Raw genomic sequence first — 17,257 nt, 5'->3', positions numbered from 1 at the left:
TTAACTGAAACTCGCGCCTGCGGCGTTAAGGCTAGAATGCTAACGAGGAAGTATCATGTCTTTCAAACAAGTCAGTGGTAGGGCACCCGGCGTAAGGGGAGTGAAGCATTATTTCACCGTTTCGCTTATCGCGCTGGGGGTGGCGAATGCAGTGGGCCTTGCCGCCGCCCGTGCAGCGGACAGTACCACTGCGCCCGCGTCTTCCCAGGCTCAGCAGAGTAATGATAGCAATGGAGATACGGTGATCGTGAGCGCCGGCGGCGGAGACAATACCGACAGCGTTAGCCAGCCAGAACATGACTATACCGTGCCGGCCACCCGCGCCGGCACCAAACTTAACCTGACCCCGCGCGATATTCCGCAGTCGGTGAGTATCGTCACCAAGCAGCGTATTAAAGATCAGGATCTGCAAAATATTAGCGATGTACTGCATAACGCCGCCGGTATTTCAGCATCACAGAATGACACTGAGCGTTTCGATTTTTATTCGCGTGGGTTTTATATCAACAATTATACCTATGATGATATTCCCACCACGCAAAATGAGTCATGGAACTTCGGCGATACCGACGATGATGCGGCGATCTATGATCGTATTGAAATCGTGCGCGGCTCTACCGGTCTGATGACCGGAACCGGAAACCCGGGCGCTTCCATCAATATGGTGCGTAAGAAAGCGGATAGTAAAACCTTTAGCGGTAATTTAAGCGCCAGCTACGGCAGTTGGAACGATCAGCGCTATGTCGCCGATGTTTCTGGCCCGTTGAATCAGTCAGGTACGGTACGCGGCCGCATTGTGGCCGGGTATCAGGATAAGGACAGTTGGCTCGATCGCTACCATCAAAGCAAAAAGTTCCTCTATGGCAATATCGAAGCTGACCTGACGGACTCAACGACGGTTGACGTGGGGTATAGTTATCAGTCGCGGGACACCGGTAATCCCACATGGGGTGGTTTGCCGGCCTGGTACTCGAATGGCGAACCAACCCATTACGATCGCAGTTCCAACCCCGCGGCCGACTGGGCGCATTATAATATCCTGTCGCGCAAGGTTTTTGCCAATTTGACCACCAACTTCGACAACGGCTGGCAGGTGCGGCTGAATAGCGCGCACTCAGAAACGGATTTTGACAGCAAATTGTTTTATGTAAGCGGCTTCGCGGATAAAACCACCGGGCTTCTTACCAATGATACCTCCGCCTATGGTGGCTGGTATGACGGCCTTCGCACGCAGGATGCCATCGACGCCTATGCGTCAGGTCCGTTTGAATTGTTGGGGCGGCAGCATGAGCTCGTCGTCGGGCTGGATTACAGCCGCCAGCGTAACCGTTACTATGGCCGGTTTGTGACGATAAGCGCCAATGATGTAGGCAGTACCAATGGTTGGAACGGCAACGTGACTGAACCCGATTGGGGAGAATGGGCGCTTAACGGGGATGATACCATTCGCCAGAAAGCCGGCTATACGGCGGCGCGCTTCTCGCTTACCGATCCGCTATCGCTGATTGTCGGCGCGCGTTATACGCAATACAGCACAAACGGCATCACCGCTAATATGGATAAAAACAACCTGACGCCGTACGGCGGTCTGGTTTATGACATTAATGACACCTATTCCGCGTTTGTCAGCTATACCTCCATTTTCCAGCCCCAGACCTACCGCGATCGTCAGGGCGCCTATCTGAAACCGGTGATCGGAAAAGATTATGAGGCGGGCGTTAAATCCGACTGGTTTAATGGCCGGCTGACGGCTTCACTCTCCGTGTTCCGTATTGAGCAAGAAAATCTGGGTCAGTTGGATGGCTCGCGCCTGGTGCCCGGCAGCTCGGAATATGCTTACTATGCTTCTAAAGGCGTGGTGAGCCGCGGCGCGGAGTTTGAACTGAATGGCGCAGTCACCGATAACCTTATGATGACGTTCAGCGCCAGCCGTTATGTGGCGAAGGACATCAATAACGATCGGGTTAATTCCAACCTGCCGCAAACGCAGCTGAAACTGTTTACCAGCTATAACCTGCCGATGCTGCCGCAATTGACCGTTGGCGGCGGCGTCAACTGGCAGAACCGGACGTTTAAAGATCTGACCGGGCCGTCGGGCAATACGGTTCGTTTGTATCAGGGGAGCTACCCGCTGGCCGACCTGTTCGCGCGTTACCAGGTGGATAAGAACCTATCGGTGCAGGCGAACGTGAAGAATGTGTTTGATCGTGAATACAACACTGGACTGACGGGCGGCGTGATTTACGGCGAACCCCGCAATTACTCAGTCAGCGTTAACTATACCTTCTGATAACCGATCGCTTTTATCTGCAAATTAACAGTAAGGAAAGGTTATGGCCGAAGTTCAGGCATATCGCCTGTTTAACGTTCAACTGGCGCGTAAGACCGCCGTTTCTCCTTCGCTGCTAAGGTTGGTGTTTAGCGGCGCGGAAGTGGCTCAGATGAAGCGCGATGCGCCGGATCAGCGTATCAAAATGCTGTTTCCTTCCGAAGACGGCACGCCGCCGTCGCTTCCCGCTCAGGGGCAGTGGTATCAAATGGCGCTGTCGTTGCCGAAAGGAAAACGCCCGGTGATCCGCACGTATACGCTGCGCCATGTTGATCGTGAGCGTCAGGAAGCGACGGTGGAGTTCGTCAGCCACGGTACTGAAGGCCCGGCGTCGGCATGGGCGATTAACGCCGTACCGGGAGACGCTATCCAGATCGTTGCGCCGAATGCGGCGCACAAAGAAGACAGCGGCGGCTATGAGTGGACGCCGCCCGCCGGGCTGCGTAACGCGCTGATTATTGCCGACGAAACGGCGCTCCCAGCGGCCCGGGGGATCCTGGAGCTGATCGCCGGCCAGGAAAATCCGCCGACGGTACAGGCTTTCTTTGAAGTGCCGGAGGCAGAAGATTGCGTGGACCTGAGCGAATTTAGCTTTGCGGAGATAATCTGGTTAGCGCGCAAACCCACTGGCGCGACGCACGGCGAATGCCTGATTCAGGCGATAAAAGAGCGGGTCAAGGTGCCGGAAAGCCGCCAGCACGCAGCGGTACGGGAAGAGGCGGAAGGCGAGTTGCTGTGGGATAAAGCGACCACCGGAAACAGCGAATTTTATGGCTGGGTGGCGGCGGAATCGACGGCGGTAAAACTACTGCGCCGCTATTTGATTGGCGAGCGCGGCGTGCCGCGTGAGGCGATTAATTTCATGGCGTACTGGGCTAAATCTTGATGAAGCAAGGGGCCGAAAACGCCGCTTGACTATTGTTAGAATGGCCCTAATACCGGGCCAGTGCAAGCAGCTATTCAGAAACGCATCCCGGCATTGTTGTCCGACGCGGCGCTGGATCTTGCCGCATTCATACTGCGCATTCGCGGAGTCGACCGCCTCAACATCATTTCTTATGCCGTGGGCGAACGGTTTAAATACTGAATTTATATTTAATATCAGAAAGAGATGCATTTCCCGGGTAACAAAAACAACATTGTGAATAAGCTGAAAGCAATATGTGATGGTGATCGGTATTAAAGTCATTATTTGACCCAAGATTGCTAAAGTATTCGTTGCCGGGGAGAAATATACTTTCTTCCATCTTATTAGCTATCTTGAAATTTAGAAAAGTTAGCGTGTAGGACTAATTAAAATATAAATAGATATGATTACAAATGGATGAGTAAATTATTATGTTCGGTGTGATTAAAAATATAATTATTAACTGGAATCTACTGCTGGACGGCGCCGGTAAGCCGAACCATTCGGACAGCGGACAGGCGCGCCGTAATGATAGCGATACCCCTTATGACCCCTCCCTCCCGAAATAGAGCGTGGCGCGATTATCAAGCGTACATGCACGTATCGAATTGGTGTGTCTTACGGAGATGTATATTATGGCGAATATAGTCGCTGAATCGAATGAATCCCGAGTAGCTACGGCCAACGCGTCGGCCCAAGTATCCCAACTCGTCGGCCTTGCCCGCGCCGCGCAGAAAGTGTTTGAAGCGTTTTCGCAGCAGCAGGTGGACGCCATCGTGCGCGATTTTGCGAAATTCATTTACGACAATGCGCAAGACTTGGCCCACCGGGCCGTTGACGAAACGGGCTACGGCGTTTTTGAGGACAAGGTTGCGAAATGCATGGGCAAGTCGCGCCTTATCTGGAATAGCCTGAAAGACAAGAAAAGCCGCGGTATTATTGGCGAGGATCCTGACGCCAATCTGGTATTGATCGCCAAGCCCATGGGCGTTGTGGCTGCCATCTGCCCGGTTACCAATCCCGTTGTCACCCCGATGTGCAACGCGATGTTTGCCCTGAAAACCGGCAACGCCGTGATTTTTGCCCCGCACCCGAGCGCCGAAGGGGTGAACGCTTTGGTCGTCAAGGCGTTCCGCCAGATCCTGTGCCGGCATGGCGCGCCGGAAGATTTGGTTCAGACGGTGGTCAATGGGTCGCTCAGCATCACCAAGGAGTTGATGGGGGCGGTGGATGTCGTCGTGGCTACCGGCGGCGGAGCGATGGTGAAAGCCGCCTATTCATCCGGCCGGCCATCCCTTGGCGTGGGGCCGGGCAATGTTCCCGTCGTTATCGATCGGGGAGCGGACCTGGAGGATGCCTGCGGGAAGATCGTCGCCGGGGCGGCATTCGACAACGGCATCATCTGCTCGCATGAACAGTTCGTTCTGGCGCCGGAGGAAAGCTACCAGGCGGTCATCGATCAATTCCTGGCTACGGGCAAGGTGTGGTTCTCCTCAGATCCCGCCGTTGTCCAGAAACTACGCGACATCGTGTTTCCCGATGGCCGCATGAATAAAGACATCGTAGGGAAGTCGCCCCAACTGATCGGCGCGTTGGCGGGGATCAAGATGCCCGAAGGCGTGCGCATCATTCTGCTGCCGGCCAAGGGGGCGGGCAAAGAGGATGTTCTGGCTCGTGAAAAATTGTGCCCGGTGGTGGCGATTCTGCCCTACCAAACCTTCGATGAGGCCGTGGACAAAGCTAAGGCTAACCTATTGGTGGAAGGCGCTGGGCATTCGGCCGCATTGCACTCCAACGATGAACAACATATTCGCGCCATGGGACTGGCCTTGCCCATAAGCCGTCTGGTTGTCAACCAGTGTTCGGGCACCACGGCGGGGGGGGCGCTGACTAACGGATTCGCGGCCACCACGACGCTGGGCTGCGGTTCTTGGGGGGGAAATTCCATTTCTGAAAACCTTGACTACAAGCACCTGATGAATGTCAGCCGCATCGGCAAAGTGATTACTGGTAAGCACGTGCCTACCGATGAGGAAATATGGGCGGAGTGAACGGGTGCGGTTAGGCCGCGCCGGAACGGAATCCGAGGCGGGTGGCCCGAGATGGCGTCATTCGCTGATGGTTTACCGGTTCTCGCGTCGTTGCGTGGTTTTGGCTCCTGTTTCGCACCAAGGTTCGTTTCAGGCCGGGCGCAGGCGCAAAAGAATTCAAGTGAGGCCGAACGGCTCAACTGCGTGCTGGCGTGGGGCTAACGCCGCGGATGCAAAGCCGGTCAATTCAGCGGCCGAAGCGTACGACACGGCGCCGTCCTCCTGCATTACTCTGGTAATCAGTTGTTCAACCTCAACGCCATGCCCGGTCAAATTTCGTCGCGCCTTGGTAATAATCTCCGCGTCGGTCATCGGGCGTTCGGCGCTGCCCAGCGGCTTGTCGCGTTCTTGCTCTGCGCTTTCGCCGTGGCGATGCGTAACCACGACGCGGGCGCCGGGCTGGCGTGCCGAACCATCCATTCGCTGGGCAAATTCGGGGGCGATAACGGCCGTCACTTTATCCGCCAGCGTCTGTAACGCCTCGCTTTGCATGCTCTTTTCCGTATACCAGTCGGCGCCGGGCGGCAGGCCGCCAGCTACCGCCGCCAGCGTCCACGGCAGGCTGAACTGTGCGTCGGTTGCCGTGCGAGGCCGGTAGTCCATCATATCGTCGACCAGCCGCGGGAAGGTCTGTACCTCAATGGCGCGGATATCCGCCGCCTGCCAGCCGGTCTCCTGCATAATGCACTCCATGCATTCCAACGCGCAGGCCAGCCAGCGGCAGGCGGGATAGCGTTTAAAGCTGCCGTAACCGGCGTACCAGTGGCTGCCGAGATTATCGGTCAGAATTTCTGGCGCGAAGCGGTCGGAGCCGATCATCCGCCAAAATCCCTGCTCGCCATCGAGCACGTCAAGACTGCCGATCAGGCCCTGCTGCGCCATAATGACCGCTTGCACCGCCGCCTGCGCCGCTGGCGCCACGGCATCTTTGAGCGACAACAGCGGCCGCTGTCGCCAGTTGTACTGATGCAGGCTGGGCAGCGGCGTTAACACGGCGGCCAGGCCAACGGCCTGATTCAATTGCTCCGGACTCAGGCCCAGTAGCCGACCGGCCACCAGCGCCGCGCCGATCGCCTGATGCTGCGCCACGCCGTACACCTGGCTGAAGCGTTCAGCCGAGGGTTGGATGGCGTGGATGAGACGATTGTTCACTTCGAAGCCGGCGGTCAGGGCGTTAATCAGCGCGTCCTGACTCACCGGCGCCGGGTGGAGATCAAGGGCGGCCATCGCGGCGGCGATAAGCGTTGCGCCGGGGTGACCGAGTCCTTTACCGTCGATCTCCACGCCGTCATCGTGGTCCAGACCGTTAATGACGGCGGCGTTACCAAAGGCGGCCGCCAGCGGGCTGAAACCTGACTCGCCGAAGACGGTGCAGTCGCCGTTTCCGCCGAATAGCCGGGCGGCATGGATAACCGGCCCGCTGACTTGGTGCCGACTGGCCGCCCAACCGCAGGCGAGGGCATCCAGCAAATGTAGTCGGACTTTGCGGCGGATGGCGTCAGGGATAGCCTGCGCAGATAAGGAGCCGGCAAAATTCACCAACTGGCGTGTTGCGGAGAGATTCATGATTATTCAACGTTTAAAGTAGCGGGTGCGGATCCTGCGCTCGGCATAGCTTGCCAGCAGTGACAGCGGAAGAATGGTGACGACGAAAAACAGCGCCACAAAAGTCAGCGTTTCCAGCGGCCGGAAGGTGGCGGTACTCAGTCGCTGCCCCTGATAGAGGATCTCGCCAGTCGCGATATAGCTTGCCAGTACCGAGTTCTTTATCGACATCACGCACTGACTGACAAATGCCGGCAGGATGCGCAAAAAGGCCACCGGTGCGGTAATTCGAACCAACACTTTCAGCGGCGACATCCCGACCGACAGGCCCGCCTCAATAAGCCCGTGATCGACCGATTGCAGACCCGAGCGAAATATCTCGGCGAAAAACACGCTGCCATATAGCGAGATAGCCAGCACGCAGGTCAGATACGATGAGAGCGTCAGGCCGAACAGAATAGGCAGACAGTAGTAGGCCCAGACGATAAGCACCAGTGGCGGAATCGAACGCACAATCTCAATCACCCCCTGGGTAGGCATGCGGATCGCCGCCCTGGACGAGCCGCGCAACGGCGCAAGCAGGGCGCCGCCAAGAATACTTAACGTGACCGAGGCCAGAACGATTTTAAAGGTGGTGAATATCCCCTCCAGCAGAACGGCGTGATATTGCCACAGTATTGAAAAATCCCAGTGATAAGCCGGCATTAGCGCAGATCCTCCGCCGTCACGCCGGACAGCGCCATAAAGTGGCGTATAGGCGCATTGTTCGGCCGTGACCAGATTTCCCGCGGAGTCGCTTCTTCCACCAGCCTGCCGTTCTCCATCAACAGCAGGCGGCTACATACCTGCAGAGCAAAACGCATTTCATGGGTAACGACCATCATGGTGGTGCCGCCGACCGCCAGTTCGGAGATAACCGCCAGCACTTCCCCGACGGACTCCGGATCGAGCGCCGAGGTGGGTTCGTCAAACAGGATCACGCGTGGCTCCATCGCCAGCGCGCGGGCGATGGATACTCTCTGCTGCTGTCCACCGGAAAGTTGAAGCGGAAAGTCGCCGGCTTTTTCTGCCAGCCCCATGCGCACGAGCAGCGCCATCGCTTTCTCCGTTGCCTCCTTGCGCGTCATGCCGAGTACCTGTGTCGGTCCTTCAATAATGTTTTGCAGCACGCTGCGATGTGGCCACAGATTAAAGTGCTGGAATACCATGGCCATTGATGCGCGTTGACGCGCCAATGTGCGTTGTTTTACCGACTTTCTCTGCGCGCCGTAAAATCCTATCTCTTCCTCGCCCAGCCAAATGTGTCCGCTGTCCGGAGTCTCAAGCATATTCAGGCAGCGCAGCAAGGTGGATTTTCCCGCGCCGCTGCGGCCAATGATGCCTATCACCTCCGAGGGGCGAACCTCGAAGGAGACGTCATCAATGATTTTAGTACCCGAGAACGATTTGCCGAGTGCGTCAACTTTGAGTAGCGGTAATGAAGACGGTTGGCTCATCAGGGGTGGTTCGCAGGGTGAGTGTATTTATGCCAGATATTTTTCAGCGTCCCGTCTTTATCCAGCTGCTCAAGCCGACCATCCAGCCACGCCTGTAGCTGCGGACGATCTTTACGCAGGCCCATATTGGTTGCCTGCTCTTTGACCGGCTGGGGGATTATCATCGTGCCCTGATGACGCTTCTGAATATATTGCGACATCTGTATATCGTTGGTGACGATGGCATCGGCGCGGCCGCTCTCCATCTGCAATTGCATGTTGTCGCTGTCGGGAACGATAATCCATTGTGCTTTGTCCAACTGCGGTTGCAGCAGTGTTACCGCCGCCGAGCCGTCAATCGCGGCGAGCCGGGTCTGTGGGTTATTTATTGTTGCCCAGGCCTCATACTTTTTGGCGTCTTTCTCCAGCGTCAGTACGCCCATCTGGTGAGAGCCCATCGGGCGGGTAAAATCGACGGCTTTGGCTCTTTCCGGAGTGTTATTAAAGCCGCCCAAAATATCGAAACGGTTGGACTGCAAACCGGCCACGGCAGTGCCCCACTGGGTGTCGACGTATTCGATTTTTATATCGGTATCTTTAAATATCGCCTGTACGACGTCGGGCACCAGACCGGTCCACTGATTGGTCAGCAGATCTTTCTGATACCACGGTGGCGCGTTGACCGCACCGACGCGCACGACATGATCTGGCAAGATAGCATTGATATTGTCCTCGGCTTGCGCCGGAGCCTGAGTTAAGAAAATCCCTGGTATCAGCAACAATGCCGACATCAAACGTGATGCGAAAAATTTCATTTTATTCCCCTGAGTGAATATAATTACATATTCTATAACCCTGGAAGCATGCATTAAAAATGCATAATCCTGATATCGTTATCTGGAAAATGGCAATGACTCCCAAACAACTTGAAGTCTTTATCAGTGTCGTTCAACTCGGTTCGGTGACCGCGGCGGCGGCGCAGCTAACGATGTCCCAGCCTTCGGTGAGCAAAAGTCTGGCGCTTATCGAGCAGCAGATGGGTTTCAGCCTGTTTGAACGCCATAAGGGCAAAATGCAGCCAACCCCCGAAGCCAGAGAACTGTATAAAGAGGCGCTGCGCGTGCATCAGGACAGGCTTCGTTTCGATCGCTTCGTTGACCATATTCGTCAGTATCGCGTCGGGCAGTTGCGGATCTGCGCCACGCCTGCGCTGGCGCTAAATATTTTGCCTCTTGCGGTGGCTCGCTTTCGCCAGACCTTCCCGGATTATGGCGTGGTGGCGGACATGTGCCTGAATAATGAAATTGAAGCGGCGGTGGAGGGGGGACGCTACGATCTCGGCTTTATGGTCAAGCCCGGCCACGAGACGGAGGATAACCGGCTTGCCGTCAGCCGGGGCGAAATGGTGTGCGTGCTGCCCGAGCGGCATGCGCTGGCGCAGCAGGCTGAGGTCTGTTGGCAGGATATCTCGCCGCGTGAACTGGTTTTTATCACCACCGATGCGCGGCTGGTAGCCATGATTGCCAGACAGGTGCCGGAGTTCCGTCAGCGTCAGGTGGCGGCGATAGAAACCAACCGTTACAGCATGGCGATTAACCTGGTCAGACACGGTAGCAATAGCGTCACTATCGTTGACCGTTTCTCTCTACAGGGGATCGATACTGCCGGGCTGGCGGTGCGGCCGTTCCGTCCCGCATTGCAGATTTCGGTAGTGGCGGTGACCGATGGGCACAGCGTCATGTCCCAGCCGGGCGAGGTGTTTGTTAACCTGATGACGGAATTAATGGCGGAAACCGCCGAAATATAAAAAAGCAAAAGCCCGCTTAGGAAACTTAAGCGGGCTTTTCCGTAATCGGGCCGGTTGATTAGGGAAGGGGGGCCGCTTATCTGTTCATTTCTCTACCGTGGAAAGCGTCTCGCCGTTGTTAATTCTTTCATATCACAATGCGCGGATTTATCAATTTGATGAGACAGGGTGGCGAGGGTGGATTATGAAGAAACCGAATGCTTCCGTTTGATGCGGGATTTCCTGAATAATTATGACCGGCGGTTACAACAACTGCTGGATTAACGACAAGACTTTCCCTAACTTCCTTTACTTAACGATAAGCCGCCGGGAATCCGACGGCTCGATTTTATGTGAGGTGTGCTGTTTACTGGGTGTTTTTATCGACGACGAAATCAAATTTCGTCAGGCCGACGCTTTGCGCACTGGTCATCACAAAGGATACGCGGCCATATTCCGATGCCTTATCGGCGTAAATACGTAAGTGGGGCAATTGTGGTCGTCGCGCCGTTTCTTCCAGCCGGGATTTCAAGGTAGCGTCATCAACGGGCTGTTTATCCCAGGAGATACTGCCGTCGGCCAATACTGAAATATCAATGGATTGAGGATCCTTTTCCAGCACACTGGCGTTGGCCTTGGGCAGATTGACTTTTACCGCGTGGTTTATCACCGGCAGGGTAATCATAAATACAATCAGTAGCACCAGCATGACATCAATAAACGGTGTCATGTTGATATCGTTGACCAGCGTCTCTTCATCGCTTTCAAACGGCGAGTTGCCTGACATGCTCATTATCCGTTTTCCCCTCTGATTCTTGCCATTACACCGACTGGCCAGCGCGAAACGGCTGGACGCGATGGGTCGTTACGGCGTCGGCCGCGCGTAGCTCGGTAACATCGGCGCTGGTAATGCGCGAACCGGTGAGGTAATAGGCATGCAGATCGTGGGCAAAGCGGGCGATGGCATGTTGCAAAGTGCGGTTGCGCCGGTTGATGGTGTTAAAACCGAGCACTGCCGGGATGGCGACGAACAGGCCGAACGCCGTCATGATCAGCGCCTCGCCGACCGGGCCGGCGACATGGGCCAGATCCGGCTGTTCTACCATACTGATGGATTGCAATGCGTGATAAATGCCCCATACAGTACCCAGCAGGCCAACAAACGGCGCGGTGCTACCGATGGAGGCGAGGATCCCCAGACCCGATTGCAGACGCGCGCTATTATCGTCAATGCTGTTTTTCAGCTCGCGCGCCAGCCAGTCGCTGATATCAAGATTATTGCTGATGCCAGCCTCAATATTGTACTGGTGGGACATCGCCGCATGGCCAGCTATCGCCAGATCGCGAAATGGGTTATTACTGCTATTGCCCAATGATTCGATGGCGGCCGGCAGCGTTTTTTCGCTCCAGAAACGGTGCTTAGTGCGCAGGGCGATTTTGCGTAGCCCTGCGCCCTGTATGCATTTAATCACAATCACCGACCAGGACATCACGGACATGACCAGCAGGACCAGGGCCACCGAGCGGGTGACGATATCACCCTGCTGCCAAACATGCTCAATGCCAAACTCATTCATTTTGCTTCCTCGATTATCAATAAACGCTATCGGTCATGGTCATCCACCGCCAGGTGGGCTAACGGGATAATTTAAACGTGACGGGTTGTACCGTCATAACGGAAATCGGCTGGCCGTTTTCCAGATACGGATTACAGCGTATGCCGGAAACCGCCGCCATCGCCGCCTGATCAAGATCCTCATGACCGCTGCTGCGGGCGACTTCGCTACGCCCCAGCGTGCCGTTGGCATTGATCGTCAGACGGATCAGGACCTCGCCTTCCTCGCGCAGCCGTTTTGCCTTGCGGGGGTAGTCGGGCGCCGGCACCATGCAGCCAACGGTAGAAACCATTTTCGGCGTGGCGTTGGGCGCGCTTTTCAGCATCTCGCCTTTGGCCGTCGCCGGGATCGCTGTCTTATCGGCGACCCTGGCGTTTTGCACCGGCGAGGATTTTTCCTCGCTCACCGGACGGGGAGCTTCACGTACAGGCTTGGGCTTGGGCTCGATTTTGGGTGTAGGTTTGGGTTTCGGTTTTGGCTTTGGTTGTATCGGCGGTGCGGCCGGCGCAGGCATTGGCGGCGCCGGCTCGCTTTGCGCCACTTCGCGTTCGCTATTTTCCGCCGTCAACAATGCCGGCGTCTCGGTGGCGGCCTGGGGTTGCGGCGGCGGTTCGGGTTGTGGCATTTCAACCATCGTTACTTGTACACTGGTTTGTTCGGCGGGATTGATGATGTCTAGCGGCCGGTATTGTGTGGTATGGGTAATCGCTGCCCCAATCAGCGCCAGATGAGCCAACGCTACCGCTGTAATCGCCAGCCTTGGCAGGCGATCTTTTTTCACCGCCGCAAGCCCGGTTGGCAAAAGTATGGCGGGCGCGGCGCTTTCCGGCACTTCAATCCTCTCTTTCAATATCAGGTGCTGTGCTTTCACCACTACCTCTCGATAAATCCTGACTGCCTTAACCCACATGATCCGCAATCTTGGGGGGACTTATCCTGTATGTGCAATGAGGAAGCAAAAGTGACACCAGTCAGAGAGAAAAAAGTGGAAAAAATTGCGATCAAACACTGGCCGCGGTGATGCGGATCCAATATCCCGTGGTGCGGGTAATGGCGATCGGCATGGTTTGCGCCAGAGCATCCAGCGTGTAAGGCACATCGTCCAGCGGGAAGTTGCCGCTGACGCGCAGGCCGGCAATCGCCGGATCCAGCCGGATAACCGCCGGGCTGTAATTTCTTAGCGAATCGATAACCGAACTTAGCGATGTATCCTGTACTTCCAGCCGCCCCTGGGTCCAGGCGGTTTCGGCAGTAGGGGAAATAGCGATAGGCATTAGCGTGTCATGGTTGAACCACAGACCGTGGCCGGCTTCGACCCGCCGGTTTTCACCGCGCAGGTTGGTGACTTTTACCACTGAGTCTAAGACTGCCAGATGGATGCCGTCGGATTCCCGGCGCACGTTAAAACGCGCTTCGCCTGCCAGGATGCGACCCATTTCGGTATGAACGCTGAACGGTCTGACGTCATTCACCACGTTGGCAATGAAACCGCCGGTGCGCAGCGTCACATTGCGCAGATTATCGTTGAAGGCGATATTCAGCGCAGTGCGCGCGTTCATGTCCAGAATACTACCGTCGCCCAGCTCAATGCGCCGTCGTTGGGCGGTGTTGGTGTGAATATCGGATAACAGGTAAGGTAGCGGATATTTCTGGTTTACCACCAGGCCGCCAACTACCGCGACGGCGGCAATGCCCAGGGTGTTTTGCAGAAATTTGCGGCGGCTGGAGGGGGCGAGCAAGGTCTGGCGAACGTTTTCCCGCGGCATGGTGTGCGTCAGCGACTGGATTTTACCCAGCGTGGTTTCTATTTGGGCGCAAGCGGCGTCGTGGCTGGCGTCGGAATAACGCCAGCGTTCATATTCGCGAAAATCATTGTCCGTGGCTTCCCCGGAGCGTAACAGCACCATCCATTCGATGGCTTGTTGAGCAGTGGGAGTAGGGCGTCGGGATAATCTCATTATTTTTTCGCTACAGTATGGGTTACTCAGTTTGACCCGAGGTTGCAAGGTAACAATTAGTGAGCGCTTTCGCTACGTATTTACGCACCATGCTGGCTGAAACGCCCAGCTCTTTGGCGATCTCAGCGTAGGTCATGCCATCCAATTGATTAAACAAAAAAGCCTTGCGTGCATTGACAGACAAACCGTCCAGCGCACGATCAATGGCCAGCAAGGATTCGATCACCATCTCTTGCTCTTCCGGCGAAGGGTGGCAAAGCTGCGGATGGCTTGCCAACGCATTAAGATAAGCCTGCTCCAGATCGCGGCGGCGCCAGGTCTCATATAATATCCGCTGGGCCAGCGTGGTCAGCATTGCCCGCGGTTCGCGAATTTTAAGCAACTCCGGGATCGCGGCTAGCTGTACAAAGGCTTCGGAGGCGATGTCTTCTGCGCCGGTGCCGTGGCTAATCCGCCGTCTCAGTTTATCGGTGAGCCACCGGTAATCGCTGCGAAAAATAAGCGTTAATGCATCTGTTCGGCTGGTAAATTCGGCAGGCATCATCTCATCCGTCTGTCTAAAATCTGAGCATAAAACCTTTCATAGGTCTCAACAATGGATCATTAAAGCCAATCCTGGGATGGCGTCGCTATTAGCGGCGGGGTTTCCCGTACGCAAAGCGGAAAGTTAATTCAAACCTGCCCAGCAATAAGCGGGCCAATAATATTTGGCTCTAGCTTATACCCTGAGAATATAAGTAGATTTTTTCTTTTATAAGGCAAATTTTTTTCAAAGCATAGCGTACACAGCATGCGGTTGCACAACAACGGATAGTTCGCAGACTATGAAACCACTGTTTTGCACCGAAATGATGCGCAATAGCCACAACCCCCCCATTATTGGGGCGGAGTATTCGCTGCCGTCTTATCTGTCGTCACCGCATAAATGACAGGAAAAAATATTCACAGTATTAGCCCTTGAGATAAAAAATCTCATTTTTCTCAAAAAAATTTCTATCGACTGGTGACACATTTCTCCCTTCGTTGCACATACAGGCTGAAGACAACGAACTGACCCATAACAATATGGCGTCGCAATATTTTTTTCCTTTACGCTGGGAGCGGAAGCAATGAATGAATTACTGCAGCACGCGTGGAAGAAACGTGTTCGGCCAGGCCGGTTGGCGTTAGCGATAAATATCACCTTTGCCGTGGCAAATACCGCAGTATGGCTACCGCAGTCCGCCTACGCTGCTACGGCCGCGCCAATACACTTTTCGGTACAGCCGGGTTCCCTGGAACAAGGGTTATTAACCATTGCGCGCCAAAGTCAGCAAACTATTTCCTTCGATCCCAAATTGGTCGCGCCATATCAGGCCACACCCGTTGACGGCACTTTTACTATCGAACAAGCGATTTCGCGTCAGTTACAGGGGACGCCGCTCTCCGTCACGACGACCGCTAACGGCACCCTGACCATTGAGGCTGTCACTACGGCCATGCCAACGGCCGCCTCATCGGATTTGCAGGCGGCAAAAGACAGCGGTCAGACGCTGCCGACGATTACCGTCAGTGGCAGCGCCGATCAAAGCGAAGACGCCTCGGTCTATAACCCGTCGATGTCCAGCACCGCCACCCGCACTAATTTATCCCTGCAGGAGACGGCCCAGTCGGTGCAGGTGGTGAGTCGCAAGCTGCTTGACGACCGTCAGGCTGTCTCGGTGGAAGACGCTTTGCGCAACGCCGGCGGCGTTACGATGCAGGGCGGCAGCCGTGGCTCCAATTCGATATATATTCGCGGTTTTAACGTGACGGGCGGGTCGACGGACGGTGTCTCTAACCCCAACAGTAACGTGAACGGTAGCGCCACCGGCTATTCCAATATCGATGGCGTTGAGCGTGTGGAAGTGCTGAAAGGTCCGCAGGCCGTGTTGGCCGGCAACAGTTCGCCTGCCGGTTCGATCAACCTGGTGCGCAAGGCGCCCACTGCCGATCCGTTGCATACGATAAAATTCGAGGCGTCCAAATATGGCGAAGTGAAAACCGCCATCGATCTGGGGGGGCCGCTGAACGATGATAAAACCTTCCTCTACCGTTTAAACGCTTCCACCATGCGGGCGGATAACAGTTTTCCTGATTTCAACGGTAAGCGCGGCGAGTATGTCGCGCCGGTATTGGCCTGGGTAACGGACAACACCTATTTTAAAGTGGGGGCGGAATTCAATACCGGCAGGACTTCCGGCCCGGCGGCGACCCTGTATAGCAATGGCCGTATTCAACGCCTGCCTGAATACCGCCTGGGCGATAAGGACAATTACTTCTCCATTAATGCCAAGACGGTTTATTACGAACTGAATCAGAATTTGTTCGACAACTGGTCTTTTAATAGCAAAGCCACCTACCTGGACAACACCACGAATTACCGTCTGCACGAACTATATGGTTCAAGCCCGGATGGCTCGTTAGTTGTCCACGAACTGGGCAATAAGCAGGATCTCAACTCTATCAGCCTGCAAAACGATATTCGCGGCAAGTTCGATACCGGGCCGTTAACCCATAATATTCTGATGGGTTACGATTATCAGCGCGCGAAGACCACCAGTTGGGATTTGTCCTTTGGCAGGATTTATACCACCGCTAATTATAACGATCCCGACAGTCTGTCTTTCCCGACTATTCCCGATCCTAATTTCAGATCCTACAAGATGATCCAGGTACAAAAAGGGGTGGTTTTGCAAGATCAGATCGATATCTGGGAAAGGCTGCATTTTCAGCTATCCGCTAAACGGGCCGAGTGGACATTGCGCAACTCAGCATCTAAGACGGGCGATAAAAGCATAACCAAATGGATACCGGGTTATGGGGTGAGCTTCGATATCACGCCGGAAATAACGGCCTACGCCAACCTGTTGAACAGCTTTGCAAGTGCCGGCACGGTCAATTCCCGCACCGGGGAAATGATGGATCCTTCTACCGGTAAATCCAAAGAAGCCGGATTTAAATTTAATTTGCTTGACGATAACCTGACCATTACTACGGCTTTATTCCATATTGTGCAGAAAAATGTGGTCATTACCGACATCGCCGGCAACGCGGTCGGTGCGGAAGGGCGGGAAACCAAAGGCTTTGATTTTGATTTGAACGGCCAGATATTGCCGGGTTGGAATATCTCCACCAGCTATACCTTCGCCCAGCCTAAGGATGCGGACAATTCCGCAATTACTGGCGCAACATCAAAATCAAGGCTTACCGCGCAGCCAAAACACTCTGGCAGTATCTGGACCACCTATGAACTACAGGATGGGCGATTTCAGGGATTGGGCGCGGGCGTCGGCATTCAGGCGGCCAGTGATACCTGGAACGGATCGACAAATAATTATTTCAAGATGGGCGGTTGGGCGCAGACCGATGCCTCGGTTTTTTACCATCAACCTAAATACACCATAACGTTGGGCGTGAATAACATATTTGATCGCGATCTCTACTATTACTCAACCACGGTGAATTATATCGGTGTCAAGCCGGGCCGCACCGCGCGCTTGTCCGTGACGTACTCGTTCTGATTTGTGGTA

The 17,257-nt window shown here is 55.0% G+C and carries 14 protein-coding genes; 5 read left to right on the top strand and 9 right to left on the bottom strand.

Going from position 1 to position 17,257, the window contains the following annotated elements; genetic code table 11:
- Positions 1 to 55: 55 nt before the first annotated feature.
- From fhuE to ACN28R_RS11080, 3 genes are all read left to right on the top strand, one after another.
- Positions 56 to 2,290, top strand: coding sequence for a ferric-rhodotorulic acid/ferric-coprogen receptor FhuE (fhuE, locus tag ACN28R_RS11090; RefSeq protein WP_048639505.1), 2,235 nt, complete (start codon positions 56 to 58; stop codon positions 2,288 to 2,290).
- Between the two features lie 43 nt (positions 2,291 to 2,333).
- The gene (locus ACN28R_RS11085; RefSeq protein ID WP_048639504.1) at positions 2,334 to 3,215 is read left to right on the top strand and encodes a siderophore-interacting protein; all 882 of its coding nucleotides are present in this window, start codon (positions 2,334 to 2,336) and stop codon (positions 3,213 to 3,215) included.
- A 656-nt stretch (positions 3,216 to 3,871) separates the two neighbouring features.
- Positions 3,872 to 5,287 carry an aldehyde dehydrogenase family protein gene (locus ACN28R_RS11080; RefSeq protein ID WP_095834421.1) on the top strand — a complete coding sequence of 472 codons (1,416 nt, stop codon included), beginning with the start codon at positions 3,872 to 3,874 and terminating at the stop codon, positions 5,285 to 5,287.
- A gap of 156 nt (positions 5,288 to 5,443) precedes the next feature.
- Here ACN28R_RS11080 and ACN28R_RS11075 read toward each other — a convergent pair whose 3' ends face one another.
- From ACN28R_RS11075 to ACN28R_RS11060, 4 genes are read right to left on the bottom strand one after another with little or no spacing between them, the layout of a single operon-like run.
- The gene (locus ACN28R_RS11075) at positions 5,444 to 6,892 is read right to left on the bottom strand and encodes an MmgE/PrpD family protein (protein ID WP_095834420.1); all 1,449 of its coding nucleotides are present in this window, start codon (positions 6,890 to 6,892) and stop codon (positions 5,444 to 5,446) included.
- Between the two features lie 6 nt (positions 6,893 to 6,898).
- A complete protein-coding gene (locus ACN28R_RS11070; protein WP_095834419.1) occupies positions 6,899 to 7,576 on the bottom strand; it encodes an amino acid ABC transporter permease in 678 nt (225 codons plus the stop codon).
- Entirely contained in the window at positions 7,576 to 8,367 is a 792-nt protein-coding gene (locus ACN28R_RS11065; RefSeq protein WP_095834418.1) for an amino acid ABC transporter ATP-binding protein, read from the bottom strand. The genes ACN28R_RS11070 and ACN28R_RS11065 overlap by 1 nt, the downstream gene beginning before the upstream one ends.
- The gene (locus tag ACN28R_RS11060; RefSeq protein WP_048639500.1) at positions 8,367 to 9,161 is read right to left on the bottom strand and encodes a substrate-binding periplasmic protein; all 795 of its coding nucleotides are present in this window, start codon (positions 9,159 to 9,161) and stop codon (positions 8,367 to 8,369) included. The genes ACN28R_RS11065 and ACN28R_RS11060 overlap by 1 nt, the downstream gene beginning before the upstream one ends.
- 95 nt (positions 9,162 to 9,256) lie before the next feature.
- Between ACN28R_RS11060 and ACN28R_RS11055 the strand changes: the two genes are divergently transcribed.
- Complete coding sequence (locus ACN28R_RS11055; RefSeq protein WP_095835786.1) at positions 9,257 to 10,153, top strand: LysR family transcriptional regulator; 897 nt, start codon at positions 9,257 to 9,259, stop codon at positions 10,151 to 10,153.
- Positions 10,154 to 10,499: 346 nt separating this feature from the next.
- Here ACN28R_RS11055 and ACN28R_RS11050 read toward each other — a convergent pair whose 3' ends face one another.
- The 5 genes from ACN28R_RS11050 to ACN28R_RS11030 all read right to left on the bottom strand — a co-directional run bounded on the left by ACN28R_RS11050 (position 10,500) and on the right by ACN28R_RS11030 (position 14,247).
- Positions 10,500 to 10,925 (bottom strand): ExbD/TolR family protein, encoded by a 426-nt coding sequence (locus ACN28R_RS11050; protein WP_183092144.1) that lies wholly within the window; start codon positions 10,923 to 10,925, stop codon positions 10,500 to 10,502.
- 28 nt (positions 10,926 to 10,953) lie between these two features.
- The gene (locus ACN28R_RS11045) at positions 10,954 to 11,709 is read right to left on the bottom strand and encodes a MotA/TolQ/ExbB proton channel family protein (protein ID WP_048639498.1); all 756 of its coding nucleotides are present in this window, start codon (positions 11,707 to 11,709) and stop codon (positions 10,954 to 10,956) included.
- Between the two features lie 58 nt (positions 11,710 to 11,767).
- Positions 11,768 to 12,619, bottom strand: coding sequence for an energy transducer TonB (locus ACN28R_RS11040; protein WP_095835785.1), 852 nt, complete (start codon positions 12,617 to 12,619; stop codon positions 11,768 to 11,770).
- A gap of 130 nt (positions 12,620 to 12,749) precedes the next feature.
- On the bottom strand, positions 12,750 to 13,706 hold the full coding sequence (locus ACN28R_RS11035; RefSeq protein WP_048639497.1) for a FecR family protein: 957 nt from the start codon (positions 13,704 to 13,706) through the stop codon (positions 12,750 to 12,752).
- Between the two features lie 22 nt (positions 13,707 to 13,728).
- Positions 13,729 to 14,247 (bottom strand): sigma-70 family RNA polymerase sigma factor, encoded by a 519-nt coding sequence (locus ACN28R_RS11030; RefSeq protein ID WP_048639496.1) that lies wholly within the window; start codon positions 14,245 to 14,247, stop codon positions 13,729 to 13,731.
- Positions 14,248 to 14,815: 568 nt separating this feature from the next.
- Here ACN28R_RS11030 and ACN28R_RS11025 point away from each other — a divergent pair.
- A complete protein-coding gene (locus tag ACN28R_RS11025; protein ID WP_095834417.1) occupies positions 14,816 to 17,248 on the top strand; it encodes a TonB-dependent siderophore receptor in 2,433 nt (810 codons plus the stop codon).
- The last annotated feature ends 9 nt before the right edge of the window (positions 17,249 to 17,257 follow it).

Origin of the sequence: Brenneria goodwinii (genome assembly GCF_002291445.1) — a bacterium.
Taxonomy (GTDB): Bacteria; Pseudomonadota; Gammaproteobacteria; order Enterobacterales; family Enterobacteriaceae; genus Brenneria; species Brenneria goodwinii.
The sequence above is the reverse complement of the archived record's forward strand: the minus strand, read 5'-3'. Positions and strand labels throughout refer to the sequence as shown.

Excerpts from the sequence above, each read along its gene's own strand:
- ACN28R_RS11025 (WP_095834417.1), top strand. The coding sequence starts at position 14,816 with ATGAATGAATTACTGCAGCACGCGTGGAAGAAACGTGTTCGGCCAGGC.
- ACN28R_RS11050 (WP_183092144.1), bottom strand. The coding sequence starts at position 10,925 with ATGAGCATGTCAGGCAACTCGCCGTTTGAAAGCGATGAAGAGACGCTG.
- ACN28R_RS11075 (WP_095834420.1), bottom strand. The coding sequence starts at position 6,892 with ATGAATCTCTCCGCAACACGCCAGTTGGTGAATTTTGCCGGCTCCTTA.
- ACN28R_RS11045 (WP_048639498.1), bottom strand. The coding sequence starts at position 11,709 with ATGAATGAGTTTGGCATTGAGCATGTTTGGCAGCAGGGTGATATCGTC.
- ACN28R_RS11085 (WP_048639504.1), top strand. The coding sequence starts at position 2,334 with ATGGCCGAAGTTCAGGCATATCGCCTGTTTAACGTTCAACTGGCGCGT.
- ACN28R_RS11070 (WP_095834419.1), bottom strand. The coding sequence starts at position 7,576 with ATGCCGGCTTATCACTGGGATTTTTCAATACTGTGGCAATATCACGCC.
- fhuE (WP_048639505.1), top strand. The coding sequence starts at position 56 with ATGTCTTTCAAACAAGTCAGTGGTAGGGCACCCGGCGTAAGGGGAGTG.
- ACN28R_RS11030 (WP_048639496.1), bottom strand. The coding sequence starts at position 14,247 with ATGCCTGCCGAATTTACCAGCCGAACAGATGCATTAACGCTTATTTTT.
- ACN28R_RS11035 (WP_048639497.1), bottom strand. The coding sequence starts at position 13,706 with ATGAGATTATCCCGACGCCCTACTCCCACTGCTCAACAAGCCATCGAA.
- ACN28R_RS11080 (WP_095834421.1), top strand. The coding sequence starts at position 3,872 with ATGGCGAATATAGTCGCTGAATCGAATGAATCCCGAGTAGCTACGGCC.
- ACN28R_RS11065 (WP_095834418.1), bottom strand. The coding sequence starts at position 8,367 with ATGAGCCAACCGTCTTCATTACCGCTACTCAAAGTTGACGCACTCGGC.
- ACN28R_RS11055 (WP_095835786.1), top strand. The coding sequence starts at position 9,257 with ATGACTCCCAAACAACTTGAAGTCTTTATCAGTGTCGTTCAACTCGGT.
- ACN28R_RS11060 (WP_048639500.1), bottom strand. The coding sequence starts at position 9,161 with ATGAAATTTTTCGCATCACGTTTGATGTCGGCATTGTTGCTGATACCA.